Below are 24190 nucleotides of genomic sequence, written 5' to 3'. Positions count from 1 at the left end.
ATGGGGGTGCGCGATGGCCAGCGAGCGAATTGGATTGATTGCGGATTGCGGTCTGGGCGGCAAACGGATCTGTGCACTGGTCGGCAGCTTCAGTGAAGCTGGAGCGGATATCGTATATCGAGGTCTGAAAACAGACAGTTTCAGTCCCGACAATATTGACCTCGACTTTTGTGACCGAACTATAGTAAAAAAGCAGAAACCTAGGGGGGAGAGCTATGTCCGGTAAACGGGACAATTTGCTGGTTGGGCTCGACATCGGGACCACCAAGATTTGCGCCATAGTGGGCAATGCTACTGAGGACGGCATAGAAATCGTCGGCATCGGTACCAGCCCGTCGCGCGGCTTGCGTAAAGGGGTTGTGATCAACATCGAAAGCACTGTCGCAGCTATTCGCAAGGCCGTTGAAGAGGCCGAACTGATGGCCGGCTGCGAGATCAAGTCGGTGTATGCCGGGATTGCCGGCGGTCACATCCGGGGGTTCAATTCCCAGGGAATCATTGCCATCAAGAATCGCGAGGTCTCTGCGGAAGATGTGAAGCGGGTCATCGACGCTGCCAAGGCAGTGGCGATCCCGATGGATCGGGAGGTCATCCATATCCTGCCGCAGGAGTTCATTATTGATGACCAGGACGGCATCCGTGAACCTCTGGGCATGAGCGGCGTCCGGCTGGAAGCCAAGGTGCATATCGTGACCGGCGCCGTGGCCAGCGCTCAGAATATTATCAAGGCGTGCAACCGGGCCGGGCTCGATGTTGCCGACATTGTCCTCGAGCAACTCGCTTCTTCGGAGTCGGTCTTGTCCTCTGACGAGAAGGAGCTTGGGGTGGCCCTGGTTGACGTTGGCGGCGGCACCACCGATATCGCCATCTTTGTGGATGGCGCCATCAAGCACACGTCGGTCCTCTCCCTCGGCGGCAACAATATGACCAATGACATCGCCGTCGGGCTGAGAACCCCGATGGCCGAGGCCGAAAGGATCAAGCAGAAGTACGGCTGCTGCATGGCCTCGCTGGTAGGCAAGGAAGAGACAATCGAGGTGCCGAGCGTCGGCGGGCGGAAGCCTCGGGTGCTTTCCAGGCAGCTACTGGCAGAGATCTTGGAACCGAGGGTTGAGGAGATCTTTACCCTGGTTAACCGCGAGATCGTAAAGTCCGGATACGAGGATCTGATCGCCTCCGGCGTCGTCATTACCGGTGGGAGCACGATCCTTGAGGGGATGCCGGAGCTGGCCGAACAGGTATTCAACCTGCCGGTGCGCAGAGGGTTGCCGCAAAACATCGGCGGGTTGGTGGATGTGGTTAATACCCCGGCATATGCTACCGGAGTCGGCCTCGTGGTATATGGGAGCAAAAACCAGGGAATTCGTGAGTTCCCGACTTCTCAGACCGACGATAACCTGTTCCGGCGGGTGAGTCGGCGGATGAAAGAGTGGTTCGGGGAGTTTTTCTAATTGGGGCGATGCCCATAATTTCAAGTGTGGTGGCAGATCACAAAAAGGGGGTAAGTCTATGTTTGTGTTCGATGAGACCATTGATCAGAACGCGAAGATCAAAGTGATCGGTGTAGGCGGTGGCGGGGGGAACGCTGTCAATACGATGATCTCGCAAAAGATGCACGGCGTCGATTTCATTGTGGCGAACACGGATGCACAGGCGCTACGGACCAATCTGGCTCCGACCAAGATCCAGCTGGGCGGTCAGCTGACCAAGGGGCTCGGCGCCGGCGCAAATCCGTCGGTTGGGCGGGATGCAGCGCTGGAAGACAAGGAACGGCTGTCGGAAACCCTTCAGGGTGCGGATATGATTTTCATTGCCGCCGGAATGGGTGGCGGCACAGGCACCGGCGCGGCGCCGATTATTGCCGAAACAGCCCGTCAGGTCGGCGCGCTTACTGTCGGTGTGGTGACCAAGCCGTTCTCCCGGGAAGGGAAACAGCGCCTTGCCAAGGCCGATGAGGGGATCAAGGAGCTTAAGCAGCATGTTGACTCCCTGATTGTGATCCCCAATGACCGTCTGCTCGGTTTAGCGGGCAAGTCGATGTCGATCCTCGATGCCTTCAAGCCGTCTGACGACGTTCTACGCCAGGCAGTCCAGGGGATTTCAGACCTGATCACTACCCACGGCATGATCAACGTCGACTTCGCCGATGTACGCGCCATTATGAGCGAGCGCGGCATGGCCATGATGGGGATCGGCATTGCCACCGGTGAAAATCGTGCTGTTGATGCGGCTACTAGAGCGATCTCCAGCCCTTTGCTCGAAGATATCGATATCTCCGGTGCCAAGGGGGTACTGGTAAACATCTCCGGATCGGCCGCCATGACCATGGAAGAGTTCGATGCCGCCAGCCGGGTAATCCACGAGAAGGTTCATGACGATGCCAATATCATCATCGGTCTGGTCATTGATGAGACCTTGGGTGATACCATCAAGATTACGGCCATCGCAACCGGTTTCGGTGACCGGTTCGACCTGGCCAAGGAGCGCCAGGAGGTAAGAAAGGTCTCCCCGCTGGTTACCCGGCGCGATGACCGTGAGCGGCCGGCTTTTGAACGGCTGCGTGAGCGTGAGACCACTGCCCCGCGCCAGAGCAGTTTCCTGGTCGATGATTTTGACGAGCAGTACGACATCCCGACCTTCCTCAGGAAGTCGGTGGACTGACAGGTTAAAAGCAGCAATAGACATTACCCAAAGCGATTGCGCTGATCCAATGCATCCTCCGGAGACTGCCACCACTACTCCGAAAGGTGTGATATGCCCGGTATTCCCCTTCCCCCAAGGGGTACCGGGTTTTTCTTTGTCTGCAGGGACAGACATGTTATTTTAGGTTATGTCCTGGAAAATCATCGATAAATACCGCCGGAGGATTGCCGAAGAACATGGGGGCGTGGTCAAGGGGTGGGGGGGTAAGCTCACCGTATGCTTGGTGTACCCCAATCATTACCGGACCGGGATGAGCAACCTCGGATTTCAGGCAGTATACGGCCTGTTCAATGATCATTCCGATGTAGTCTGCGAAAGGGCCTTTCTTCCCGATAAGGACGAACTGGCCGAATATCGCACCGGACGCAAGCCGCTACTGTCGCTGGAGTCGCAGAAACCACTCTCCGATTTCGACCTGGTTGCATTTTCCGTCTCGTTCGAGACCGATTATCTCAATATCCCGATAATTCTCTCTCTGGCGCGGATCCCGTCATTCTCGTCGGAAAGGGACGCCAGCAACCCGTTGGTGATTGCCGGGGGCGCGGCGCTGTTTCTTAACCCTGAGCCGATAGCCGATCTACTTGATCTTGCCTGTATCGGTGAGGGGGAAATGCTTGTTCCCAAGCTCCTGGAAATGCTGCAGGTCACGGAAGGGCTGGCACGGAGGGAGCTGCTCCTCCAGGCTGCAAGCATCCCAGGAATTTACGTGCCGTCACTGTATCGGATCGAATATGCCGGCGAAGCTGTTGCTGCCATTACTCCGCTTGATGATGTCCCGGCATGCGTCCGGAGGGTCTGGAGTGACGACCTGGACATGGCGGGCGTCGGATCGCGACTATTTGCACCGGATACGGAATTCTCCGGAATGTATTTGATCGAAGTCTCCAGGGGGTGCCCGCGTGGTTGCCGTTTTTGCGCTGCCGGGTTTATCTATGAGCCTTATCGTCAGCGTTCACTGGAGTCTGTTAAGACCCAGGCGCTCAGCGCTCTGGCAGATCACAAAAAAATCGGCCTTGTCGGTGCGGCAGTGGGCGATTTCAAAGGTATCGGCGAGTTATGCCGCAGTATCGCCGATGCCGGTGGCGCTGTGTCGGTCGCCTCTTTACGGATTGATGCCCTTGACGATGAAATGATCCGGGTCCTGTTTGAGAGCGGGCACAAGACCATCAGCCTGGCGCCGGAAGGCCCTTCGCAGAGACTGCGGGATCTGGTCCGCAAAGGGATCAACGCCGGTCAGATCCTGGAGGCATGCCGGCGTTTGGTCAGTCATGATATCCTGAACCTGAAGCTCTATTTCATAATCGGGCTTCCGACCGAGACCATGGCAGATCTGGATGAAATGGTGTCCCTGGTCGATGCGATCCGGCAGCTTGTAACCGAAACGGCAAAAGGTAACAAGAGGCTTGGCCAGATCACCCTCTCCGTAAATCCGTTTATCCCGAAACCGTTTACACCGCTTCAGTGGTGCGGCATGGCGGCCGTTAAGGAACTGGAGCTGAAGGCGGCATTTCTCAGGAAGGCAGTCGCCGGGATGCCCAATGTGCGGTTTCAGATGGAGGGGCTCAAGGAATCGGTAATCCAGGCTCTGGTTTCGCGAGGCGACCGAAGGTTGGCAAAAGTAATTGTCAATGCAGCGGAATGCGGCAGCTTGCGCAAAGCGACCAAAGAGAATGCTATGGATATGGAGCGGCTGGTTACGCGCACCGTGCCTCTTGAGGAGAGACTGCCGTGGGATCTGATCTGCTGTGAAAGTCGGAAGAGGCTGGTTCTGGAGTACCGCTGGGCCTTGGGACAGTAAGCTGTATCAGGAAATCACCACCCGGTTTCGTCCCGACTGCTTAGCCTCATAAAGCGCTTCATCGGCCCTCTTGATAAGGATATCGACATTGTCGTCTGCTTGGGCGAGCGCAGTCACCCCGGCACTGATCGTAATTGAAAACCGGCAGCCCCCCTCGCCAAACTGTTCATTGTTGATGGTCTGGCGCAAGCGTTCCGCCAGGGTTCTTGCGTCATCAATAGAGCTTCCCGGCGACACCAGCAGGAACTCTTCTCCGCCGATCCGGCCGATCCGGTCGTAGTTCCGAAGGTTCTCGGTTATCAAACTGGCCACTTGCTTCAATACCCGGTCGCCGCACGGGTGGCCGTAGGTATCGTTGATCTTCTTGAAGTGGTCAATGTCCATAATTATGATGCAGAGAGGTTCTCCCAGGCGGCTGGCCCGCGAAAACTCCTCGTCAAGGCGCTTCATGATCTGGCGCCTGTTCTTGATCCCGGTCAGTTCATCGGTTGAGGCAAGTTTCTTCAGGGATTTCTGAGCCGCGTCAAGCTGGATGACCAGCCGCCAGGTCAGGAAATAGGTTATGCCAACCAGGATGCCGATGGTCAGAATGGCGGAAATCGAGATCAGAAGGCGGTTGGCGTTAATTTCGCTCATCAGTTTGGAAATAGGTATTGAGATGCTTATGGCGCCAATAATGTCGCCGGCTTTATACCCCTGGGCACTGTGACAATTCAGGCAATCCGGTTCCACTTGCAGAGGGACCAAGTACCGGTAAAAGGCGCCGTGGCCCCCTGCCAGCTCTGTTCGGGAAAACTCCCGTGCCCCCTTTTCAAATGACTCCAGCGCATTTTGCTCCGTGATGTCCGGTTTGTTTCTCTCGGAAAGGGGTTTGCGGCTGATGACCCTGAAAAAGACCCCTTCGTGTCGTTTTATCTGTTGGGAAATTTCATCAACCATGATCGCATGGTTTCTGATGGTTAAGACAGTGCCGCTTTCCGTTCTTACGTCCGGGTTCATGCCGAGTTTAAGCATATAGGCGCTGGATTCCACGCCCGGTCGCTTTTCAACATATACCCCGCCGTAATTATAATTCCAGTTCTTGGTATGGCGAATCAGGTTTTCGTAACTGACAGCCTGTTCGTGAATTCTTTGGGTAAGCAGGGCATTGGTGCGGTTGTAAAGGACGAAAAACACTCCGGCAACAAAGAGGGCGATGATCAGGCAGAGGCTGAACAGGAAAAATCTGACATTGCCGAAATACTGAAAAGGTTTTGGCAATACCCGCTTGATCATAAGGGGGCCTTTTCAACAGGGCTCGATCTTAGTTGTTCAAGCCCCTCAACTGACTGCTGCTCGGACAGTCTGCCGATTATGCGGAGAAAATTTCTGGTCAGTTCCGGGTGCAGATCCGTGCCAGCCAGTTCGAGCATGATGGTGGCAATTTCTGAGTGCTCCAGTGAATCCCGGTAAGATCGTTTGGTTCTTAATGCGTCGAAAACATCGGATATGGTGGTCATATGACTGCAGAGACTCTGCTGCCATCCGTCCGCAACCCTTGGATAGCCGGTAAGGTTATATTTAAGATGGTGCTCGTATGCGGTAACAACCGAAAGCCTTGGGACGCCGGGAGTGTCCAGAAGCCTCTGTGCCCCTTTGGCAGGATGCTGCCTGATCAGCTCCCATTCCCGGTCGTCAAGCTTGCCGGTCTTGGTGAGGATCTCTTCCGGCACATACAGTTTGCCGATGTCATGGAGCATTGCGGCAACGCCGATGTCGTTCAACAGCGGGCCGTCGATGCCAAGGGACATTGCCTGGGCAATATTCAAGATGCAGACATTGGTGGAATGGGTAAATGTATATTCGTCCATTGCCCGCAATGGGGCAAGCGCAAGAAGCGGGTCTGCCACCTGCTTGAATGTGCCTATGAAGCATGAGACTATTTCGGTAATGCCTACGATATTGATCCTCTTGTTGTTGCGTGCCTCGTCATAGATCTCCATGAAGGTGACAAGTTCTTCGACCGGTACATCTGACAGGGAACGGATCCGCGCCTCGCTTACCGCCCGCTCATTTTCATCCGGCGTTTGCTTGATTGCAACCTTGCCAAACCTGATATTGGCCAGGGAGCGGGTCTCCTCATCACTTGAGATGCTGGAACCAATGGTCTTGATCAAAATAGCAAGATCGTTCTGGGTTATTGGCTGCAACAACCGTAAATGGCTTATGCCACGGCTCTTGAGAGCCTGGCAGAAACGATTGTTGTACATGCTGTACGGCAGAGGTTGTTTATTGTAGATCAGTTCGTCATCAATCAGCAGCAGTGTGAGTTCCTGATCGCTCCCCAAGGCCGATATCAGCTTCTGATACGCTGTCGAGCAGAGCCGCGTAACCTGCTGATGATCCGGAGAATAAAGGATGGAGTTTGATATCGCAGTTGTTAGCAGACGAATGAATTCCTGGACGTCAGTTGCTCGTTCACTCGACACGGTCGCCTCCGTTAATCTGACGGAACGACTCCTCTGCCGCCTGTCGTATCTCGGCCTGGGAACTCTGGAGAAGTGAATTAAGCAGAGGGAGAACCGCCTTGGCTGGATACTTTTTTAAGGATTGTACCGCTTCAACCTTAAGCCGGTTCAGCTGGGATGAGCGGAGTATGGTCCTTGATTTGAGGAACCGCTCTAGTCCGGGAACGGAAGATGGTTTGGCAATGGCACCCAAAGAGTGTATCGATGCGCTTTTCAGTTCGTATTCGAATCCTGTCAGACCACTTCGGTTGAGATATCCAATGAGGCGTTCGTTAACTTCGTTGTTTTGGCTGTTTTCTGCCAGGCGCACAGCATTTAGCATCTGCTCTTTATCTCCGCTATCCAGGTCGCGCAATATGATGTTGTCGCCTTCGGGATCCCTGAATCCTAATAGCGCCTTGACCGCTTCCTGCCTGACCTTTGGGTGGGGATGTACAGTTAACCTGCGGAGGTGGGGGACAACGCTAATGTCTCCGAGGTAGTGCAGCAGTAGTATCAGGTTGCGGACAAAGTACCAGCGGCCGTCACGAAGTCTGGCAACGGCGGCATTTCTGGCCGGGGCGCCGATTCTTCGCAACCTTTCAATATAGAATCTCCGCATGGACATGTTCTGTTCTTCGGCAAGGCGTTCAAGGACCGGTTCGGCAAAAGGGGCTCCGACTCGGTCAATTAAGTCGCTTATCTCGTTGAATTTGGTTTTCCCCCAGAAGTTGACGCCATTCAAAACCTCTTCGATAAAGGCTGGCTCCGAAAAAATCTCAAGGAAATTAAAGGATTTCTCCGAAGTTCCTGCAGGATTCCGGACCATTTTATCGTGTATGTTTGCCAGTTCTATGAAATCGCCCATGCCGAGGAAATATCCGCAGAGTTCTTGAAGGTTCCGCTGCATGAGGGGCGAGTCACATTCGGTAGGGAAGTTGCTGATCATATCTAGGATAATATGGCTGATTTGCTCTTCAATAAGATGGCTGCTCAGAGAGCTCCTCATCCCCTCGATATTGTGGTCCGGGACGTATCCGGCTTGGTCCGCAATGATTGCGTGTAACGTTTTCTGGTAATTGTCCGGAACAAATTTATCTGGATTTTCCTCCTGAAAAATAACTTTCAGCTTTTCCTTCAGGAGGTCATCTTCAATGCTATGGCCCTGCGCAGAGACAACCCTTGCCTTGTCCGCCAGGTTGCTTGAAAGCCTGCCGATGAGGTCAAGCATCGTCTGGGGCAGTGTTGCCTTCCTCTTGCTCAGATCGTCTAGGGCATCGAGTATCGCATCTTCCGGCAAATTAGCCAGCATCGGCCCTGCAAGTTCCTGATGGTTGGCCAGCGCTGCAAACGCGCTGTTCAGGAACTGTCTTCGTAATTCCGGAGAAAGCCTGCTGATAAATGCAGTGAGTCTTAGCAGCAGTTCTTCCTTTTCTGCGCCGCGATCTCCCTCTTCCAGCTTTCGCAGAAATTTCGTAATCGTGTTTTCATAACTGGCTGCTCGGGAAACTTTTGTCTCTGACTGCTGCGACTGTTTAGAGAAAATTTCGGAAAGAACTGCCGGGTCGAGCAGTGAAGAGTTGTCCGCCGGCTGAGAGCCATCAGCTAGAGTTCCTTTGAGTAAGCTGCGAGCGAAATTGTCCCAGATCAGGGCAGATTGTTTTTCCAGAAATATCTGGTCGGCTCCGGAAATAACCTCTTCATCTGTTGCACTGAATGCTCCGTAATTAATGGGACTGACCTGAATCCCTTTAACCCCTGATTTTGCCAGGCATGCAAGGAGCCCCCCCTTTTTATCAAGATCGTCTCTTTTCAGAGCGATAATTCGGTAAAGCAGTAACAGATCTTCAATCCCGAGCTGTTTTGTAAATGAAACGGCGGCAATGCCATGGCTGAAAAAAAGTCTGGCAACATCACGGTAGACCGGGTTGTTCTTGTCGAGGTGAGAGTCTCCGATAAGCAGCGTATCTTTTGCGATTCCGAGAGAGATATCGTCCCTGGTCAAAAGCAGCTGCTGCAACAGATCGGTTACTTTGGAAAGCGTAGCAGTGATAATCGGATGATTGCTCGGATATGCAGCGACATGGCGGCGCGCAATATTGAATTCGTAAATAAAGTTGGAGAGAAGGCGCGTATCCAGACCCAGCGTGCTTGTATCAGAGAGTGGAGACAAAAGAGTATTCCCCCATTCCTATCTACGGACCTTAGTTTCTCATTATAGTCTCAGAAACCCGATATGAGTGCAACGGAATTTTCCTAAAATCTTTTCATCTTTAATCAATTTACGGATTGCTTGAATTTGACGTATTAATATGTTGCAGCATCGGTATACTGGTGTGTAAGGCTATCATAGCGTCTATTTGCATAATACCGGCACAATCGGGGCTCGTGGGGGACTTCATGTTCGGATGGCTCAGGCGAAAAGAGGTACAGACCAAGGTCTTTGACAGCAATTCCTCGGCATTTGATTTTGCCTGTGAGAATCTCAAGTATCCATTGCTTGTTGAGGCGGTGATCCCGGCCTTGGTGCTGGAAGTCGGCAAACCGGGGCAGGAGGGGGAGCGTTGGTATCTCCTGCGGATTGCCGCTCCTGAAGGGGGGCGTGAAGTATGGGGATGCACTCTCAAAGAGGCGGAAGCGTTTCCAACGGTCGGAGATTTTATCGGTTTCAGGATTGTTAGAATTGCCTCCGAACTCCCGGATTATATGAATGTGATAGGTTATATCGCCATGAAACTTGAGCCGGTGCTCGTTGATGGAAAGATGTGGCAAATGGCGGAAAACTATACCCCGACGAATATCAAGCCCACTGTCCGTTGGTAAAGAGCTTCGTGGCTGGTTTTATCTGAATCTATATTCTTTTGACTTTGGTCATCTCGCCCTTGGGAATGTAGGCATATTATACCCGTATGAACAATAAACAAGCCAATCGGTTGTCTGGTAGTCAGCTGCGAGACCTAAAAGTCATTGTAAAGTTCGTCTCTCTTTACTGCAGGCAAAAACATTGCGACCGACTACGTCTGCCCGTGGAATTGCCGCCCGAATTGGCAGTACTCGTACCCAAAGGGATTAACTTGTGCAATGAGTGCGCTGATCTGCTGTTATATGGGATTCAGAAACGGAAAAATTGCCCGCTTGACCCGAAACCGACCTGCAAGAATTGTCGTATCCATTGCTATAATGGAGATTATCGTGAAAAAATCCGCGCCATAATGGCTTATTCCGGGCGGCAAATGGTCATTAGAGGCAGGCTGGATTACCTTTGGCACTATTTTTTCTGAGAGAGGTGAAACAATGATAAGAAAAATTGTCCAGATAGATGGGGACAAATGCAATGGTTGCGGCCTTTGCGTTCCAGCATGTGCCGAAGGGGCGATCAGGATAGTCAATGGCAAGGCGGTGCTTTCGGCCGACAATCTGTGCGATGGTTTGGGCGCATGTCTCGGGGACTGCCCACAGAATGCCATCAGTATTATCGAACGCGACGCTGAACAGTTTGATGAAGAGGCGGTTGCACAGCATTTGCAGCAAACAGGTGTGAAGGGCGCAGCCGATGCTGCCGGTCATCCGCAGAACTACCATGGTTCAGGAGGCTGCCCCGGTTCCCGGGTAATGTCATTCGACAGACCGCCAATAGAAACAGAGCGAAACTCTCCGGCTCCTCAGTCCAGCCAGTTGTCTCAGTGGCCGGTGCAGCTTCATCTTGTGCCGGTGACAGCCCCTTACTTTAAGGACGCCGACCTGCTGATTGCCGCAGATTGCGTTCCATTTGCCTATCCGGAATTCCATCGAGACTTTCTTGCCGGGAAAGCTCTCGTAATCGGTTGCCCGAAGCTTGATGACAATCGCTTTTACCAGGCGAAGCTTACGGAACTGTTCCGGGTGTCTTCCATAAGGAGTGTAACAGTGTTGAGGATGGAGGTTCCTTGCTGTGCCGGTATAGTAATGGCCGCTCGCCAGGCTTTGGCGGATTGCGGCAAGGAGATACCATTCAATGAAATCGTTGTCGGAATCAAGGGAGATGTACAGCCATAAAGAGAAAAAGACAAAAAGGATAAATTTGATCTTTTTGATTGACAGCCTTACGCTCGATTGATATCTTCTTTTTACATTATCAATTTCCCTTACATTGAAAGGAGAGTTTCAATGAGCGTATGTACTTTGGTAACCCAGCAGGCCCCGGATTTCACAGCAGATGCGGTGATGCCGGACAACAGTTTCGGTCAGATAACATTGTCGGCACTAAAAGGTAAGTATGTTCTGCTTTTTTTCTACCCGCTCGATTTTACCTTTGTCTGCCCGTCGGAGATCATTGCCTTCAACAAGAAGCTGGATGCGTTCAAGTCAAAAAATTGCGAAGTACTCGGGGTTTCCGTAGATTCCAAATTTACCCATTTTGCCTGGAAAAATACCAAGGTTGAGGATGGCGGCATCGGTAATGTCCAGTATCCGTTGGTGGCTGACCTTAACAAGAATATCGCCCGGGAATACGGAATTCTCTTCAACGATGCGGTTGCACTGCGGGGGCTTTTCCTTATTGATACCAAGGGCGTCATACGTCACGCCGTCATAAATGACCTGCCCCTTGGGCGCAGCGTGGATGAAGCGCTCAGAATGCTTGATGCGTTGCAGTTTGTAGAGACTCACGGCGATCAGGTGTGCCCTGCCAACTGGAAAGAGGGCGATGATGCCATGAAACCGAATGCTGAAGGGGTTGCCAACTATCTTGCCAAGCACGGCAAGTAACATTTACTTTTCCTGGTTTATTGGCGCGGCTCTGTCCGCGCCTTATTTTATTTGATAGTGGCGGCCCACGCCCGAGTCTTCAAAGTAAATTATAGAGTGTCTAATATTGTTGTGACGGGAGGTCATTATGCGAACATTTACAGCAGGGTGCCTGGTGATTATGCTGACTCCGGGGCTTTCTCTCGCTGCTGGCCTAAATGCCGAGATGACGAAATATCTGCAGGGATTGGAGCTTCAGGCTAAAAAGCAGGAAGCCGGCTTTAAAGGGTTTGATGCCGAGAAGGGGCGTAAGCTTTTTTTGATCCCCGTCCCAATGACAAGACCGGAACAATATCCTGTGCCACCTGTCATACCGCGGACCTGAAAAAGAGTGGCAAGACCTTGGTGGGTAAGGGCATCGATCCCCTTGCTCCTTCAGCCAACAAGAATAGGCTTGTCAGTGTCAAGGAGACCGAAAAATGGCTCTCCAGGAACTTCAAGCAGGTATACGGCAGGGAAGGGACGCCTCGGGAAAAAGGAGATGTCCTGAAGTTCATCAGCGCACAGTGAACATTGCGGGAGAAAGCACATGGCAACTTTAACGAGAATCGTTTTCGCAGCAGTGTCGGTAATCATCTCCGCTTCGGTAGTTGCGGCGGCTGAAGACCACAGAGACGGCAGATCAGGAATTATGTCCGGAGCGACAAGCAAGGCATACCTGAAGGAGTGCGGTTCTTGCCACCTTGCCTATCAACCCCAGTTTTTGCCGAAAAGGTCGTGGGAGAAGATCATTAACTCCCTTGACAGACATTTCGGTGACGACGCTGCACTTGATGCGCAGACCAGAACCGAGATACTGAATTACGCCGTAACCAACAGCGCCGAGACCAGTTCAGCAAAGATTTCACGGAAGATGCTGGCCTCTCTCGGTAATGCCGACACCCCGCTCAGAATTAGTGACACCCCGTACTTCAAGAGAAAGCATCGGGAGGTGCGGCCCGAAATCTTCACAAGAAAGTCCGTCGGTTCGCCCGCAAACTGTCTCGCATGTCACCCCGCAGCGGAAAAAGGGGACTACGACGAGCACAAGGTAAAGATTCCCAGGAAGTAAACCCAGTTGTCTGTTCAGATTAATGATTGCACTGGCGAACCGATGCGCGGAGATGCCATGAAATGAAAGTGATCCAGGTTTGGGACATTCAGACTCGCATCTTCCATTGGTCGCTGGTGGTTTTTGTTCTTTGCTCCCTGGTAACTGCGGACTTCCTAAGGTTCTTCGGAATTGACCTGGTAAACAAGGATGCCTGGCTTGCCTTTCATATCGGCACCGGAACCGCTGTGGGTATCCTCCTTTCCTTCCGGATATTCTGGGGGCTCCGTGGACCCCGCTATTCAAGGTTCAATTCTCTGCGACTCTCGATCGCTGAGTTGTGTGCCTATTTCCATTCAGTCATAAAGAATGTCAAAACCTCCTATACCGGTCACAACCCGGCGGCATCGTGGAGCGCTCTCTGCATCATAGCCCTGGGATTGTTGGAAGTAATTTCCGGAGCTGTCGTTTTTGGCCTTGACGAGCGGAGAGGGATGCTCGGATTCCTTTACCTCGACTTTCACTCCTACGCCGATTCCATAAAACTGCTGCATCTCGGCTTTGCATACGCTCTTATGGCGATCATCTTCGGGCATATTTGCGGAGTTCTAAACGAAACGATCAGGCATAAGACCGGCATCATCATGGCGATGCTTTCCGGCAAAAAGCTTTCGGATGAGCCGGAAACGCCATTTGTCCCCGGAGCGTCTTTAGCAACAGTATCCTTTGCATGGGTGCTGTCCCCGTTTATCGTCGCAATCTACTTCTCAACTTCTATGGAAACTCGGCAGCCGATCAACCTGGAAATCCCACCCATATACAGGAAGGAATGCGGCTCCTGCCACATGGCGTTTCCACCCAATGCGCTCCCTGCGGAGAGCTGGAAGCATATGATGGCCAACCTCATGGACCATTTTGGCGACGATGCCTCCATAGACGAGACCGCGCAAAGGGAGATCGAGGCATATCTTGTACAGAACTCCGCGGAGCGTTCCCATGAGGAGCCGTCGATCAAGTTCCTCCGGTCAATCGGAACGGCCGGCTTGCCGCTTAGAATAACCGACATCCCCTATTGGAAGGAAAAGCATAAGCCGCTGGATCAGTCGATATACGGCCGTGTGACCATCAAATCCAGAATTAACTGTGTTGCCTGCCACAAATGGTCCGAATACGGTTCATTCGAAGATAGCGACATCCGGATACCGAAAAATTGATCCGATAAAGCCCTTCCCCTAAATCCAGCAGTGCTCTTATGGCGGGAATGCTTGACTTTCTATCATTCACTGCTATTCTCACCCCATGCAAATCAGTATTTCCGGTACGTTATTAGTGCCGGTCAGCTGTTGGCCTCTTGCATTGCGAGAAACATAGCTTTGTGGTACAAATCTATCGATACGTTTCCCCTCGGAAAGGAGCTGCAATGCGCAATAATGTATATGCCGTGCTTCTGTTTCTGTGTTGTCTTGTGGTGACATCGCCGGCGTTTGCTCAGGAGTCACAGCCACCCGCGGCGATAATTGAAAAAATGGCATTCAAGCTGGCACGTGGTGTAACAAATGTAGCTACCTGTGTTGGTGAACTCCCCAAGCAGACCATGAACACCGTGCGTGACCGTGGGGCAGTAGGTTATCTGATCGGTCCGTTGAAAGGGGTGGGTATGACCCTGTATCGCGGGTTGATTGGAGGGGTTGAGGCTGTAGTTTTTTTTGGTGCCGCAGCCAGGATACTATGACCCTATGATTGACCCTGAGTATGTTTGGCACGGATGGGGGGAGGCGAGCATTGAAAAGCCAGTGGCAAAGGCAGAGTAAGGATTACATGCGACCGACAAAGTACATATTCGCCACAATTGCACTTCTGTTGGCTATTGGTCTGCCCGGGATCGCCTCGGCAGACAGGTACAAGACGCCAGACACCTCTTCGCCGCAGGAAATAGCAGATGGTATGGGGACTAAACTGGCACGTGGTGTGGCAAATTTTGCTACCGGGTGGGGAGAGATCCCCAAGCAGATCTACTATACGACCAAAGAGGATGGGTGGGGCAAGGGAATCGTAGTCGGGCCATTTAAAGGGATTATCATGACACTTGTGCGGACTGTTACCGGTGTTGTGGAAGTGGCGACGTTCCCGGTGCCGTATCCGGGCTTTTACGAGCCGTTCTTTGATCCGGCATATGTTTGGCAGAAGGAATAGGGCAATGGGTTTTTGATGTTGTCACAGATTTGAGCCGGTAAGATTCAGTCGATTGAAATAATAAAAGCCGCATCCGAAGAAACGACTTTATTTCTGAAAACCCTTTAAAATCAGTAGGCTAACCCCTGCATTTTTCCGAGAATGTTTGCAAAAACTTTGTTAATGATACCCTTCCGACGATGTTCTGTCAAGCGATGGCATGCCTTCTGCATCCCTTGTAGAAGGCAAGACCCAAAACAGTAGATATCTATCCCACCCGATCAGCACCAACCAGAAGCAAGCCCAGCCTACCACCGCGCATTATTGTGTGAGAAATGTTCCCGTAAAACAGGGGTTAATATTCACATATCGCAATTTATGTATTGAATTTCGGAATCCTTCCCCTTTAAAACCATATATCCTATCAATTTAATAGACAATAGAACGGGGAACCCCCACACCTCCTTCTCCGGTGATTGCTATATAAAACCAAAAAACTTTGATAGAGATAGCCCCCTCCTTGTGTACATACTATAAGTAGGAAGAAATAATAAATTAATAAAAATTAAACTTGCTGATAATAATCGCCCCGATTTGCGTACATAAAGTATATGAGGGCGGAAATCCCACCCCGACCCATGCGGTCACGATTTGGATCAATCGTGCCTGCCGGTCTCGATCCCCACGAACTTCACTCAGTCAACCCACTTCTCAGTCATGACGAGATAGCTGTATCTAAGATATGGGAGAATGAAAATGATTGTAAATCCAACAGATAGCTATACTGACTGGTTCAGTTCATACCCTTGGGAATGCTTCGTAACTACCAGGATACCCCCTGCCATCGCTATCAACTGTGTGCATGATCATCTCATAGCCGATGTATTCCGCCCCATCTGTCGGCACCTCAATACCAGACTGGCGGCAATTTCGGTCATTACTTACGGACACGGCCAACACAAGCCGCATGTCCATAGCCTTGTTGCATCGAAGAGCAAGGTATTGGCTGAAAGCATCCAAGACGTGCTTACCACCCTGCAGTCATCCCGTTCAGAGCTACTGACCCACAGTAACGCATTAGATATAAGACCTTACTTCATTGATCGTCACCCGGCTTACGTTGCCGGCCATATCATCGAAGCAACAGACATCAACTACTATGACCGCAAATTGCTTGCGGAAATCTATCAAGGAGCTTCAACATGAACCATCACAAGGTAATCTCAGACGTAATCAGCAAGTACAGTGATTTTCCCGGCGTGCAAGCCGACATGCGCCGCTTGCTTAAGTACACCGAGTCTCAATTCCGCATGTTCCTTACCCCACTCATCAAAGAGGAGTCAACCCCGGCCCCAACTCCCCGCAGCATCGGGCAGATTGTGGCTACCTATCCCGACCCCATCAAAACCGACCTCATCGAAGCAGCCCGGCAGATCACCGAGTTTGCAGCTGAAGTCACAACGGCTACCGTTGCGGCCCTGCCGTCTACTGATGGAGACTTAACGCGTGAGGAGCTGGTAACTCTCCTCGCCAACAGGCACCACGACACCATCCGGGCAAAGTACCCGGAGTCGGCTCCTGACCATCTCCATGATGACTTGACCGAGCTGGCAACTATCATCGTCGGAAAAATGGAAGAGGCTTTCCATGAGTCGGTTGATAAGCTCCTTGAGCTTGCTAAATCCGGGAAGGAACTCCGCTAATGACCCCCAACATGCAGTCATTCGTCAACCACGTTGCCGCAACCCTCAAGTCAGACCCGGATATACCCCAGCAGCTCAAAGAGCTTCCTGACGACCAGCTTAACCGCTTCATCTGCAAGGCACTTGAAGAGATGGTGTATGAGAATTCTATGGCCGAGCTGACCTTAAAAACAGTCGAGCTTGTCATCCAACTGGCGCGGCTCCAGATTCAAGAATAACTTATCCATTGCCCGGTTTCAGCAGCCGGGCAACCCCGCTGCCTACTCCTTTAGGCTTTGATGCGGCCTGCCGGTGCCGTGCGGGAATACCGGCCCCTATTTCAATTTCAAAGGAATTTTACAATGAACAACGAAGCATTACTTGATGAACTTTTCACCCTCCAGGCAAAGCGTGCCGCAGAAATAATTGACAAGGGGGAGCTTTTCGAGATCGAGGGTTCCGCCGCGACTGTAAGAGCAACGCCGCCAAACGGTGCAAACATTATGTACGCCTTACCTGATAGTCCACTTCGGCCCAATCTGGTCGTTCGGAAATCTGGGGGCGGTTCGTACTACATCCTGTCCGCCACACTGGAAGCCGGTCGGCAGGTTTTGAAGGTCATGCCAATCACAGTACGGTATGACTTGTACAGCAAGGCCACCAACGGCACTGACGCCAGCGGAAAGCCGATTGTGACAATCAACCTTTCCAGCAGCAACCGCCCAGCTCGCCTGAGTCAAGGCGGAGCCTTAGAGGTTCCGTTACTTGGCTGCCCAGACATTGGAGCGGTCATCAAAACCAGTAGCTCCCTATACGAAGTCACGGGCCGCAGTAGCAACCAACAAACCGTAATACTCCGCCTAGCTCCTTTCATAGATCCTAGGGTTCCCAAGGTAAAGGCGGTCGAGTCTGACATGTACGGTTTCAGCAAAATGCAGTATCGCCCGACTTTCAAGATCTAATAGGAGACAACCATTAGCGCCAAAACAACCCAATATCGACAGCAATGGAGCCACCCTCACCGGTGGCTTTCGTTATTTCAAGGAGACCGCCTTGACCCAGTATCCCGTCAGTTTCACCGCTTCAGACTGCCACCGCAAGACAGTGACAGGCACCATCACCCTACCAGCAATTACTGGACAGGTTGCCGTCAACATCTGCAAATGCTGGCTCCAGCTACGGCACCTTAGCCCAACCGCAGTATATATAAGCTTCTAGCAAAAATTAGGCTTCCAAATTTGCCCTAGGAGCGGTTTTCTCCTCCCTGGCAATGCTCTGGTATACCCCCATTCTCATTAATAGGACTGCTCCCGATGAAAATACACACCTATCACGGCCCACAAGCCGCTATCGCAGTACCCCCGAAATCTCCGGCGCTCCAGTGTCCATTTTGTCATGCCCCGGAACTCCGGCGCGGTTTCTGCTCAGCCTGCAACATGATCATGCCTTCACCGTTCAGCCACAATTCCCAAAAGCCCTGGCTTGCTGCCAAACGGAAAAGACTGCAGCCACCGCCTACAGAGTACAACCCCGCCGTTGATGGTCTTGCCGACCAGCCTAGTGAGTCAGAGGAAGATCTTGCCGAGTATAGCGAAGTTCTTGATCAGCTGGCAGTTGATCCTGGAGATGATGCCAGCCTCGATGGCCTGCCACCTACCAGCCAGGAAATAGAAGACCTGCCGTGGTGATTTTAAGCAAGTAATGATGAAGGGGCGTAACTTTGCGTTATGCCCCTGGTGGGTACCCAGCCTCTAATTAGTCATTCCTTGTGTAACAGTATTAGAGCAACAAGGAAGAATGCTTCTCCAATGTTTGTTGGTACTGCTGAAGTCAAGTAATACGAAGCGCCTACAGTGAAAACTATCCACTTCATTCTGGCCTCCATACTGTCATCACGACAGTGTTTTATTAACCCGTTGCCGGGGTGCTGCTCGTTACTTAATACTTTATCGGGTTACCTGATTCATCAACCAGCACATTACCGTTTTCATCAATTAAGATATTACCAGTGCTTTCATCGGTCAGCACTTTTTTCTGTTCATCGGTAGTGGTATTGGTTTTACCTGCTGTCAACGGCTCACCTCCTGAAGTTAACACCTCACCACCTGAGGTTAATACTATGTCGTCAGCGCCCAACAATGTCTTCCCATCTGCACCGACCAATTCACCAGCAACCGCGCTTGAAGCAAATAGAACAATACAAAGCATCAGCACTTTAGTGCGGAACAAAGAGACTATCTTCATTGTGACCTCCTTAATGGCTAAAGAAAAGCCGGGATTGCTCCCGGCCTTCTATGCTCAATGGATTTTACTTCTTCGGACTTTTGGGTGCTGGTCTGTGTTCAGTTTCAGTAGTTTCGGGGTGACGTTTCACATAGCCTGCAGTAACAAACTTCCCGTTCTCAGAATTACGATGGATTGTGATTGTTTTCTTAGGCATAGCTTCTTTTCTCCTTTCCCCCAGAACTTCCATGTTGCGATCATTGCTTCAATCTGGTAGAAAGAAGATTACACACAACGCAACGGGTTGCTCTGAGTAGCGATCCGGAGAGCCTGCATAGGTTGCCGCCTTGCAGGCTTTTTCCGTTTATGTAAGGCCACGATACTACGTGTTTTTTTGCCAGTCAATAAGGTTGTGTCAAAAAAATGTAACCTCTTGATTCATCGATGCAAATTTAAAGCATAACCACTACGGACTGTATGTCGCATCCAAAATAAACACAACATCTATGGATTGTCAATTCGTTTTGGGGAGACAAGGTTGTCCTTCAGCGCTCGATAGACCGACGCAACCCCGACGCCTACTTTTACTGCAATGTCTTCTCTCTTCATCCCCTGTGCTGCCAGCTCCCGAATCTCCCCATACTTTGCCTGTGCCGTAGCCTTACGGCCCCGATATTTCCCCGCTGCCTTGGCAATCCGGATACCCTCTGCCTGTCTTTCCAACATCATTTCTCTCTCGAAAGTTGCCACCGCTGCCAGTATAGTCAGCATCATTTTCCCGGTGGCTGAAGTAGTATCAAGATCCTTATTATTGAGTGCCTTGAAACCAACCGCCTTTGCCTTTAACTTCTCTACTATATCCAAGAGATGCTTTGTACTCCTGCCTATCCTGTCCAGTTTAGTGACAATAACCACGTCGCCTTCCCGCACATAGTCCAGCATAGCAGCTAGTTCGGGCCGATCTTGCTTAACACCAGATACCTTCTCTTGATATATCTTCAGGCACCCGGCGGCAACAAGCTGGTCAATCTGACTTTCTAAATTCTGGTCTGTAGTGCTCACTCTTGCGTATCCGATCAATGACATATCACACCCCCAGCTATCAAATGGATTATAGATGCTGTGATAATAAACTATCAAAATTGGATTGTCAACTCTTGTGATAGATTATTTCGTGATTATTCTGGCTATCGTACGGGCATGGTCTATTGATAGAGAACAGACAGAGAAAAGGCCGATCACCACAAAGGCAATCGGCCCCTGATTACTGCGCTACTTGTTCCCCTCCCCAGGTGGCGGCGGGGTAAAATTGAGATCGAACCTCCCTAGGCGCTTTCCCCTCCGCTCACCCGCAAAAAGAGAAATGGGCATTATATATTTCTCAAGGCAATCCCCTGAAATAAGCTTGAACTAATAATGTTGTGGAGTTAAATTCAGTAGCAGATTGTACTTTTGGCGATCACGGAATTGAGCGAACTATGTTGTACTTCCCCTTAAATATACATACAGATAAAAAAATGATTAAGTTAGGGAATGCAGCTGCCCTTCTTAGAATTGACTATGCTGAGTGCAAGGAAATTATGGGCATAAGGGATGTTCAGTTCGACGATGAAGGACGCCAAAAAGCAATTAGCTTTACCAATAACGCTTGGCATATCTTAACAGATCAATTGCCGACGAGGAACCCTAATCACTTATTGTCCTGGCAATTTTCAAATTTCATATTGGCCGTAAATGAGCGGCAGAATGCTGAATTAGTGGGATTGGCAATGAAAATTCTCGGAAACACTAAGACCGGACCTTACGTTGGGTTTTCTGGCAACCCTCAACAATTACCTTTTGCAATCCATTATCTCAGACACTGCCCTTATTGGGGTGGGGATACGCAGAGATTTGATCGTGCTTATATCAAACGGTTGAAGTGTCTCGTGGCTAGGCTAGAAGCTGCAAAATTTGATGAGAGATGGCCCATCATTGTTGAAAAGTTCCTATATGCCGAATCGCATGGGGTACCCTCAGATCAACTCCGCTATTTGGAGCTTTCGGTAATTCTGGAAATGTTGTTTCTTCCCAACAAGTCCGCGGAATTGTCATATAGGTTCCAGTTGAGAGTTGCAAAGTGGTTTCATAAACACTACAAATACGATTTGAGCAATGTGTCGGACCAAGCTAAAAAAATTTATTCTAATAGGTGTAAACTCGCTCACAGTGGTAAAGCAACTATCGGGAAGGAGGATTTGGATGAACTTCGACTGTTGGTTAGGAATGTATTGATAAAATATATTTTTGAGGATGGGATATTTAAGGATAAATACCTTGATGACCTTTGCCTAATCGGTTGAAACGCAGATAAGAAGCGACAAGGCCGAACTCTTTGAAAAATGCCGACTACCCCCGCGAAGAAACCTCATCAAACCCCAGCCGCCAGATTAATTCCCGCGTGTTCAATGACAACTCATAAGTGTCGCTTCCGTCCCACACCGCGAAATTGATGATCTTATCGGCCCCCTCCTGGTATGCCCAGGTGAAGCACAACTCTTTAACGACAATACGCTTCCTGTCCGGCGCGTCTGTCACCTCGAACCAAACCGGCCTGATGTTCCCGCCTTCGTAGATCAAGGCAACCCGGAGCTTTGCATCTGATTTTATTGTCTGGACAATGACGGCCATGCAATATTATACCAAATGGTATAGGTGCTCTTGTCAAGGTGCGAAAGGAAAATGAGACATATATAACTGGCGGGTTTGTGCATGCTTCTTCCTCATCGATATCGCGTACTATTTTAGCCATGTAACGGCAATCTAAGTGTGACCAACAATGAACAACTTGATAATTCACGATTAATTAAGCGGTGTGAATATTGCAAATGTAAACGAACTTTTGCTTGGTTGAGTTATTTCAATGCAATAATTGGAGGGAAAACGCCGTGAAAAGACTAATCGCTTTATTGGCAGCAGTATCACTGATTGCAGCAGCAACATACGCAATCTCAGGGAGTATTGTCGGCACACCGCACGATTTCTCAGGTGGTTATGGTGGTACAGACCTTGGTAGTGATCAAATCTGCGTCTATTGTCATACTCCGCACAACCCGGTAAAGGCAGTACCTCTCTGGAATAGGATCAATCAGTCCCATTATGTTTTCGAATTCTATAAGACCAGCGCAACCCTGACTACCGCAACCAAGGCCTCCGGATTCAACAGCGGTAGCGTCTCCCTTTTCTGTATGAACTGCCATGACGGTCAAACGGCCCTCGGCAGCATTAAGAATCCCGGTGTGGATTCAAACAACAATACAATTGTTATGGATACATCAACAGTAATCAGAAGCACATATGGCGACATCCTCACCACGGATCTGACCAATTCTCACCCGGTAGGGTTCAACTACGCCAGCGCTGCTTCCCAGGATGCTACTCTTGCTGCCAAGGCTACTGTCGAGTCCAAGCTTAAGACTGCCAACGTGGGCGGCGTTATATTCTTTAACGACGACGCCAACAACACCGGTGACATGATGGAATGCGCCAGCTGCCACAAGGTTCATGACAACGAGTACACCAAATTTCTCCGTATCTCTAATGTGGGGAGTAACCTGTGTTTCGCGTGCCATATAAAGTAAGGTGAATAAAATTAGGACGGGGCCATCGGGTGGCCCCGTCCTAACTTATAAACCTATAAGATCATTTTAAATCAGCCCAGCTTCATCGTCCACAAAGGTGGACGGCAGCATTCATTGGAGATGCAGCCAGCAGACACAGTAACACAACCATAACTCTTAAGATGTCAGCTCCTGTTCTGGCATTGATCCGTGCAACCGTCTAATTGATAATCCAGTTTCTGCAGTACCTTGTTCATCATACTCATCCAAGTGAGATCAGGTCCCCAGTATGCCGGGAAACAATTCTTTTACTCTGGCTTCCAGCTTATCCAGATCAATACAATCCAGGCTCATCTTGTCAGAAATCTCTTTTAATGCTTTAGCTTTCGTTGCCTTCACATACCGAGCAGTAACATTCCCACCAGTTGATTGACCTAGCATATCAGCTGCAATTTTGATATCGCCAGCCACCTCATAAACATTGCCTGCGAAACTGTGCCGAAGGCTGTAGAGGCATTTTCTGGGATCATCTGTTATACCGTTCTCGAATCCGCTAATCTTACTTGGGCTGAAATTGTACCATGCAGAGAATTGCTTGCTGCTGTCAGTGAATAACTTGATCCGGTCTAGGCTATCGACCCACTCTAAGAACCCGAGTAAAAGCAGGGCGTCACATATTGCAACAGGTCTTCTAGTTGCAGCTCTCTTCCCCTTCTGAAGAGCAAAGACCCATAGCCCATTGTCCAACTGGCATATATCTTTTTTGGTGAGTGCTACAATATTATCCAGCCGCATTCCATGAAACAGCACGATAAGGACAATCCAAAACCTTTCATCTTTCGCCGGTCTGTATTTCCATAACGGTCGCGTGCAAAGGGCATCGACTAAACGGATAATGTCGGCATCCGCATAAGCCGGTCGTTGATCATCTGCGGCAACGGTTGAACGGAAAGTTTCGTTCTTGTAGACATTGGCGGTATTTATCAGATGAGCTTTCAATGCAAAATCAACCATTGATTTCGCAGTCTTAATATATTTGTTTGCAGTGGTCAGACTGATAGTATTATAGTTTTTCTCGGTTCTGATAATGCTGTGTATGGATTTATCGCCATAAACTATTGTCTTATTCCGGGGATATTTTTTCAGAACGGATTTCAATTTTATTGACGAATCCATAGTGTTAAACTCGCTGATGCTGGTATTGCCAAATATGTCCAACAATGCATTAACTTCAGCCTCAAGAGCTTTCGCCCTCTTCATGTCAGGATTGGTATTTGATTCTATGTGGCGCTTAAGATACAGATCAGCGACTTCTTTTAACGGGATATATTGCTGAGCGGCTAGTTCCCGTGCAACTTTTTCTTCGAGCAGTTCAAGAGGCTTCCAATCGCCACGCAGTCGTGCTTTTTCAATTTCGTAAATAGTTTTATCCGCATTTGTAATCTCAATCGCTAAAGCCTTACAATCCGCAGCAGTCATCTTAATCCCAAGCTTCTTTTTCAAAAGCTCCGATACCCGATTTACTGTAAATTGAGCTATCCCAGGGGATTTGTCCGCCAGCAACTCTTCGTGTATTTGGATAAAGGTTGTTGCATCATCTGCTTTTGCTTCTCGAATTTCCTTAGGAGATGCTGCATAGGGACGATATTTTGAATTTTCCCATTCAATATGGCCGCGTGCGCTTTGATCAAATACCGTTGATATTCCGGTTT

The 24190-nt window shown here is 50.2% G+C and carries 28 protein-coding genes; 21 read left to right on the top strand and 7 right to left on the bottom strand.

Annotated elements, in window-relative coordinates:
• Positions 1–13: 13 nt before the first annotated feature.
• The 4 genes from OR1_RS08730 to OR1_RS08715 all read left to right on the top strand — a co-directional run bounded on the left by OR1_RS08730 (position 14) and on the right by OR1_RS08715 (position 4501).
• Entirely contained in the window at positions 14–226 is a 213-nt protein-coding gene (locus OR1_RS08730) for a hypothetical protein (RefSeq protein WP_041971361.1), read from the top strand.
• The gene (gene ftsA / locus OR1_RS08725) at positions 216–1451 is read left to right on the top strand and encodes a cell division protein FtsA (RefSeq protein WP_041971359.1); all 1236 of its coding nucleotides are present in this window, start codon (positions 216–218) and stop codon (positions 1449–1451) included. The genes OR1_RS08730 and ftsA overlap by 11 nt, the downstream gene beginning before the upstream one ends.
• A 58-nt stretch (positions 1452–1509) precedes the next feature.
• On the top strand, positions 1510–2661 hold the full coding sequence (gene ftsZ / locus OR1_RS08720; RefSeq protein ID WP_041971358.1) for a cell division protein FtsZ: 1152 nt from the start codon (positions 1510–1512) through the stop codon (positions 2659–2661).
• Positions 2662–2830: 169 nt separating this feature from the next.
• Positions 2831–4501 carry a radical SAM protein gene (locus tag OR1_RS08715; protein ID WP_041971356.1) on the top strand — a complete coding sequence of 557 codons (1671 nt, stop codon included), beginning with the start codon at positions 2831–2833 and terminating at the stop codon, positions 4499–4501.
• Positions 4502–4507: 6 nt separating this feature from the next.
• Here OR1_RS08715 and OR1_RS08710 read toward each other — a convergent pair whose 3' ends face one another.
• From OR1_RS08710 to OR1_RS08700, 3 genes are read right to left on the bottom strand one after another with little or no spacing between them, the layout of a single operon-like run.
• Positions 4508–5776 (bottom strand): diguanylate cyclase, encoded by a 1269-nt coding sequence (locus OR1_RS08710; protein WP_041971355.1) that lies wholly within the window; start codon positions 5774–5776, stop codon positions 4508–4510.
• Positions 5773–6969, bottom strand: a complete 1197-nt coding sequence (locus OR1_RS08705) for an HD-GYP domain-containing protein (RefSeq protein ID WP_052440353.1) — start codon at positions 6967–6969, stop codon at positions 5773–5775. The genes OR1_RS08710 and OR1_RS08705 overlap by 4 nt, the downstream gene beginning before the upstream one ends.
• On the bottom strand, positions 6959–9160 hold the full coding sequence (locus tag OR1_RS08700; RefSeq protein ID WP_041971354.1) for a HEAT repeat domain-containing protein: 2202 nt from the start codon (positions 9158–9160) through the stop codon (positions 6959–6961). The genes OR1_RS08705 and OR1_RS08700 overlap by 11 nt, the downstream gene beginning before the upstream one ends.
• A gap of 227 nt (positions 9161–9387) precedes the next feature.
• On the opposite strand from OR1_RS08700, the gene OR1_RS08695 reads away from it, so the two are divergent.
• The 15 genes from OR1_RS08695 (at position 9388) to OR1_RS08635 (ending at position 18344) form a co-directional block, all read left to right on the top strand.
• Positions 9388–9810, top strand: a complete 423-nt coding sequence (locus OR1_RS08695; protein ID WP_041971352.1) for a hypothetical protein — start codon at positions 9388–9390, stop codon at positions 9808–9810.
• An 86-nt stretch (positions 9811–9896) separates the two neighbouring features.
• Complete coding sequence (locus OR1_RS21535; protein ID WP_082002877.1) at positions 9897–10268, top strand: nitrous oxide-stimulated promoter family protein; 372 nt, start codon at positions 9897–9899, stop codon at positions 10266–10268.
• A 13-nt stretch (positions 10269–10281) separates the two neighbouring features.
• Positions 10282–11022 carry an ATP-binding protein gene (locus tag OR1_RS08690; protein WP_041971351.1) on the top strand — a complete coding sequence of 247 codons (741 nt, stop codon included), beginning with the start codon at positions 10282–10284 and terminating at the stop codon, positions 11020–11022.
• A gap of 111 nt (positions 11023–11133) precedes the next feature.
• Positions 11134–11733 carry a peroxiredoxin gene (locus OR1_RS08685; protein WP_041971349.1) on the top strand — a complete coding sequence of 200 codons (600 nt, stop codon included), beginning with the start codon at positions 11134–11136 and terminating at the stop codon, positions 11731–11733.
• A gap of 154 nt (positions 11734–11887) precedes the next feature.
• A complete protein-coding gene (locus tag OR1_RS20745) occupies positions 11888–12097 on the top strand; it encodes a hypothetical protein (RefSeq protein ID WP_160295232.1) in 210 nt (69 codons plus the stop codon).
• On the top strand, positions 12064–12282 hold the full coding sequence (locus OR1_RS21530) for a DUF1924 domain-containing protein (RefSeq protein WP_082002876.1): 219 nt from the start codon (positions 12064–12066) through the stop codon (positions 12280–12282). The genes OR1_RS20745 and OR1_RS21530 overlap by 34 nt, the downstream gene beginning before the upstream one ends.
• Positions 12283–12301: 19 nt before the next feature.
• Positions 12302–12823 (top strand): diheme cytochrome c, encoded by a 522-nt coding sequence (locus OR1_RS08675; RefSeq protein ID WP_041971348.1) that lies wholly within the window; start codon positions 12302–12304, stop codon positions 12821–12823.
• A gap of 62 nt (positions 12824–12885) precedes the next feature.
• Positions 12886–14016, top strand: a complete 1131-nt coding sequence (locus OR1_RS20740; RefSeq protein ID WP_052440351.1) for a cytochrome b/b6 domain-containing protein — start codon at positions 12886–12888, stop codon at positions 14014–14016.
• A gap of 206 nt (positions 14017–14222) precedes the next feature.
• On the top strand, positions 14223–14534 hold the full coding sequence (locus tag OR1_RS08665) for an exosortase system-associated protein, TIGR04073 family (protein WP_370543340.1): 312 nt from the start codon (positions 14223–14225) through the stop codon (positions 14532–14534).
• Positions 14535–14620: 86 nt separating this feature from the next.
• Positions 14621–14995 (top strand): exosortase system-associated protein, TIGR04073 family, encoded by a 375-nt coding sequence (locus tag OR1_RS08660; RefSeq protein ID WP_041971347.1) that lies wholly within the window; start codon positions 14621–14623, stop codon positions 14993–14995.
• A 729-nt stretch (positions 14996–15724) separates the two neighbouring features.
• Positions 15725–16180, top strand: coding sequence for a hypothetical protein (locus OR1_RS08655; RefSeq protein WP_152609850.1), 456 nt, complete (start codon positions 15725–15727; stop codon positions 16178–16180).
• Positions 16177–16677, top strand: coding sequence for a hypothetical protein (locus OR1_RS08650; RefSeq protein ID WP_041971345.1), 501 nt, complete (start codon positions 16177–16179; stop codon positions 16675–16677). The genes OR1_RS08655 and OR1_RS08650 overlap by 4 nt, the downstream gene beginning before the upstream one ends.
• Positions 16677–16895: a hypothetical protein gene (locus OR1_RS08645; protein ID WP_041971344.1), complete on the top strand. Its 219-nt coding sequence runs from the start codon at positions 16677–16679 to the stop codon at positions 16893–16895. Before OR1_RS08650 ends, OR1_RS08645 begins: the two co-directional genes overlap by 1 nt.
• 123 nt (positions 16896–17018) lie before the next feature.
• The gene (locus OR1_RS08640) at positions 17019–17618 is read left to right on the top strand and encodes a hypothetical protein (protein WP_041971342.1); all 600 of its coding nucleotides are present in this window, start codon (positions 17019–17021) and stop codon (positions 17616–17618) included.
• A gap of 351 nt (positions 17619–17969) precedes the next feature.
• Positions 17970–18344, top strand: a complete 375-nt coding sequence (locus OR1_RS08635) for a hypothetical protein (RefSeq protein ID WP_152609849.1) — start codon at positions 17970–17972, stop codon at positions 18342–18344.
• A gap of 250 nt (positions 18345–18594) precedes the next feature.
• Here OR1_RS08635 and OR1_RS08630 read toward each other — a convergent pair whose 3' ends face one another.
• Positions 18595–18900 carry a hypothetical protein gene (locus OR1_RS08630; protein ID WP_041971338.1) on the bottom strand — a complete coding sequence of 102 codons (306 nt, stop codon included), beginning with the start codon at positions 18898–18900 and terminating at the stop codon, positions 18595–18597.
• Between the two features lie 483 nt (positions 18901–19383).
• Positions 19384–19965 carry a recombinase family protein gene (locus OR1_RS08625; RefSeq protein WP_041971337.1) on the bottom strand — a complete coding sequence of 194 codons (582 nt, stop codon included), beginning with the start codon at positions 19963–19965 and terminating at the stop codon, positions 19384–19386.
• A 431-nt stretch (positions 19966–20396) separates the two neighbouring features.
• Here OR1_RS08625 and OR1_RS08620 point away from each other — a divergent pair, with 431 nt between their 5' ends.
• Entirely contained in the window at positions 20397–21221 is an 825-nt protein-coding gene (locus OR1_RS08620; RefSeq protein ID WP_152609848.1) for a HEPN domain-containing protein, read from the top strand.
• A gap of 46 nt (positions 21222–21267) precedes the next feature.
• Here OR1_RS08620 and OR1_RS08615 read toward each other — a convergent pair whose 3' ends face one another.
• Complete coding sequence (locus OR1_RS08615) at positions 21268–21549, bottom strand: hypothetical protein (RefSeq protein ID WP_041971334.1); 282 nt, start codon at positions 21547–21549, stop codon at positions 21268–21270.
• A gap of 257 nt (positions 21550–21806) precedes the next feature.
• Here OR1_RS08615 and OR1_RS08610 point away from each other — a divergent pair, with 257 nt between their 5' ends.
• Positions 21807–22499 (top strand): cytochrome c3 family protein, encoded by a 693-nt coding sequence (locus tag OR1_RS08610; RefSeq protein ID WP_041971333.1) that lies wholly within the window; start codon positions 21807–21809, stop codon positions 22497–22499.
• A gap of 255 nt (positions 22500–22754) precedes the next feature.
• Here the strand turns inward: OR1_RS08610 and OR1_RS22270 are convergent.
• Positions 22755–24190: hypothetical protein (locus OR1_RS22270; RefSeq protein WP_041971330.1), on the bottom strand; the 1436-nt coding region annotated here is incomplete at its 5' end.

The sequence above is a fragment of the Geobacter sp. OR-1 genome, from assembly GCF_000813145.1.
In the GTDB taxonomy this organism is placed as follows: Bacteria; Desulfobacterota; Desulfuromonadia; order Geobacterales; family DSM-12255; genus Geoanaerobacter.
This window is presented reverse-complemented; position numbering and strand designations above follow the sequence as displayed.

Bases quoted from the DNA above. Each gene is read 5' to 3' on its own strand.
- OR1_RS08730 (WP_041971361.1), top strand. From the start codon at position 14: ATGGCCAGCGAGCGAATTGGATTGATTGCGGATTGCGGTCTGGGCGGC.
- ftsA (WP_041971359.1), top strand. From the start codon at position 216: ATGTCCGGTAAACGGGACAATTTGCTGGTTGGGCTCGACATCGGGACC.
- ftsZ (WP_041971358.1), top strand. From the start codon at position 1,510: ATGTTTGTGTTCGATGAGACCATTGATCAGAACGCGAAGATCAAAGTG.
- OR1_RS08715 (WP_041971356.1), top strand. From the start codon at position 2,831: ATGTCCTGGAAAATCATCGATAAATACCGCCGGAGGATTGCCGAAGAA.
- OR1_RS08710 (WP_041971355.1), bottom strand. From the start codon at position 5,776: ATGATCAAGCGGGTATTGCCAAAACCTTTTCAGTATTTCGGCAATGTC.
- OR1_RS08695 (WP_041971352.1), top strand. From the start codon at position 9,388: ATGTTCGGATGGCTCAGGCGAAAAGAGGTACAGACCAAGGTCTTTGAC.
- OR1_RS21535 (WP_082002877.1), top strand. From the start codon at position 9,897: ATGAACAATAAACAAGCCAATCGGTTGTCTGGTAGTCAGCTGCGAGAC.
- OR1_RS08690 (WP_041971351.1), top strand. From the start codon at position 10,282: ATGATAAGAAAAATTGTCCAGATAGATGGGGACAAATGCAATGGTTGC.
- OR1_RS08685 (WP_041971349.1), top strand. From the start codon at position 11,134: ATGAGCGTATGTACTTTGGTAACCCAGCAGGCCCCGGATTTCACAGCA.
- OR1_RS08675 (WP_041971348.1), top strand. From the start codon at position 12,302: ATGGCAACTTTAACGAGAATCGTTTTCGCAGCAGTGTCGGTAATCATC.
- OR1_RS20740 (WP_052440351.1), top strand. From the start codon at position 12,886: ATGAAAGTGATCCAGGTTTGGGACATTCAGACTCGCATCTTCCATTGG.
- OR1_RS08665 (WP_370543340.1), top strand. From the start codon at position 14,223: ATGCGCAATAATGTATATGCCGTGCTTCTGTTTCTGTGTTGTCTTGTG.
- OR1_RS08660 (WP_041971347.1), top strand. From the start codon at position 14,621: ATGCGACCGACAAAGTACATATTCGCCACAATTGCACTTCTGTTGGCT.
- OR1_RS08655 (WP_152609850.1), top strand. From the start codon at position 15,725: ATGAAAATGATTGTAAATCCAACAGATAGCTATACTGACTGGTTCAGT.
- OR1_RS08650 (WP_041971345.1), top strand. From the start codon at position 16,177: ATGAACCATCACAAGGTAATCTCAGACGTAATCAGCAAGTACAGTGAT.
- OR1_RS08645 (WP_041971344.1), top strand. From the start codon at position 16,677: ATGACCCCCAACATGCAGTCATTCGTCAACCACGTTGCCGCAACCCTC.
- OR1_RS08640 (WP_041971342.1), top strand. From the start codon at position 17,019: ATGAACAACGAAGCATTACTTGATGAACTTTTCACCCTCCAGGCAAAG.
- OR1_RS08635 (WP_152609849.1), top strand. From the start codon at position 17,970: ATGAAAATACACACCTATCACGGCCCACAAGCCGCTATCGCAGTACCC.
- OR1_RS08630 (WP_041971338.1), bottom strand. From the start codon at position 18,900: ATGAAGATAGTCTCTTTGTTCCGCACTAAAGTGCTGATGCTTTGTATT.
- OR1_RS08625 (WP_041971337.1), bottom strand. From the start codon at position 19,965: ATGTCATTGATCGGATACGCAAGAGTGAGCACTACAGACCAGAATTTA.
- OR1_RS08620 (WP_152609848.1), top strand. From the start codon at position 20,397: ATGATTAAGTTAGGGAATGCAGCTGCCCTTCTTAGAATTGACTATGCT.
- OR1_RS08615 (WP_041971334.1), bottom strand. From the start codon at position 21,549: ATGGCCGTCATTGTCCAGACAATAAAATCAGATGCAAAGCTCCGGGTT.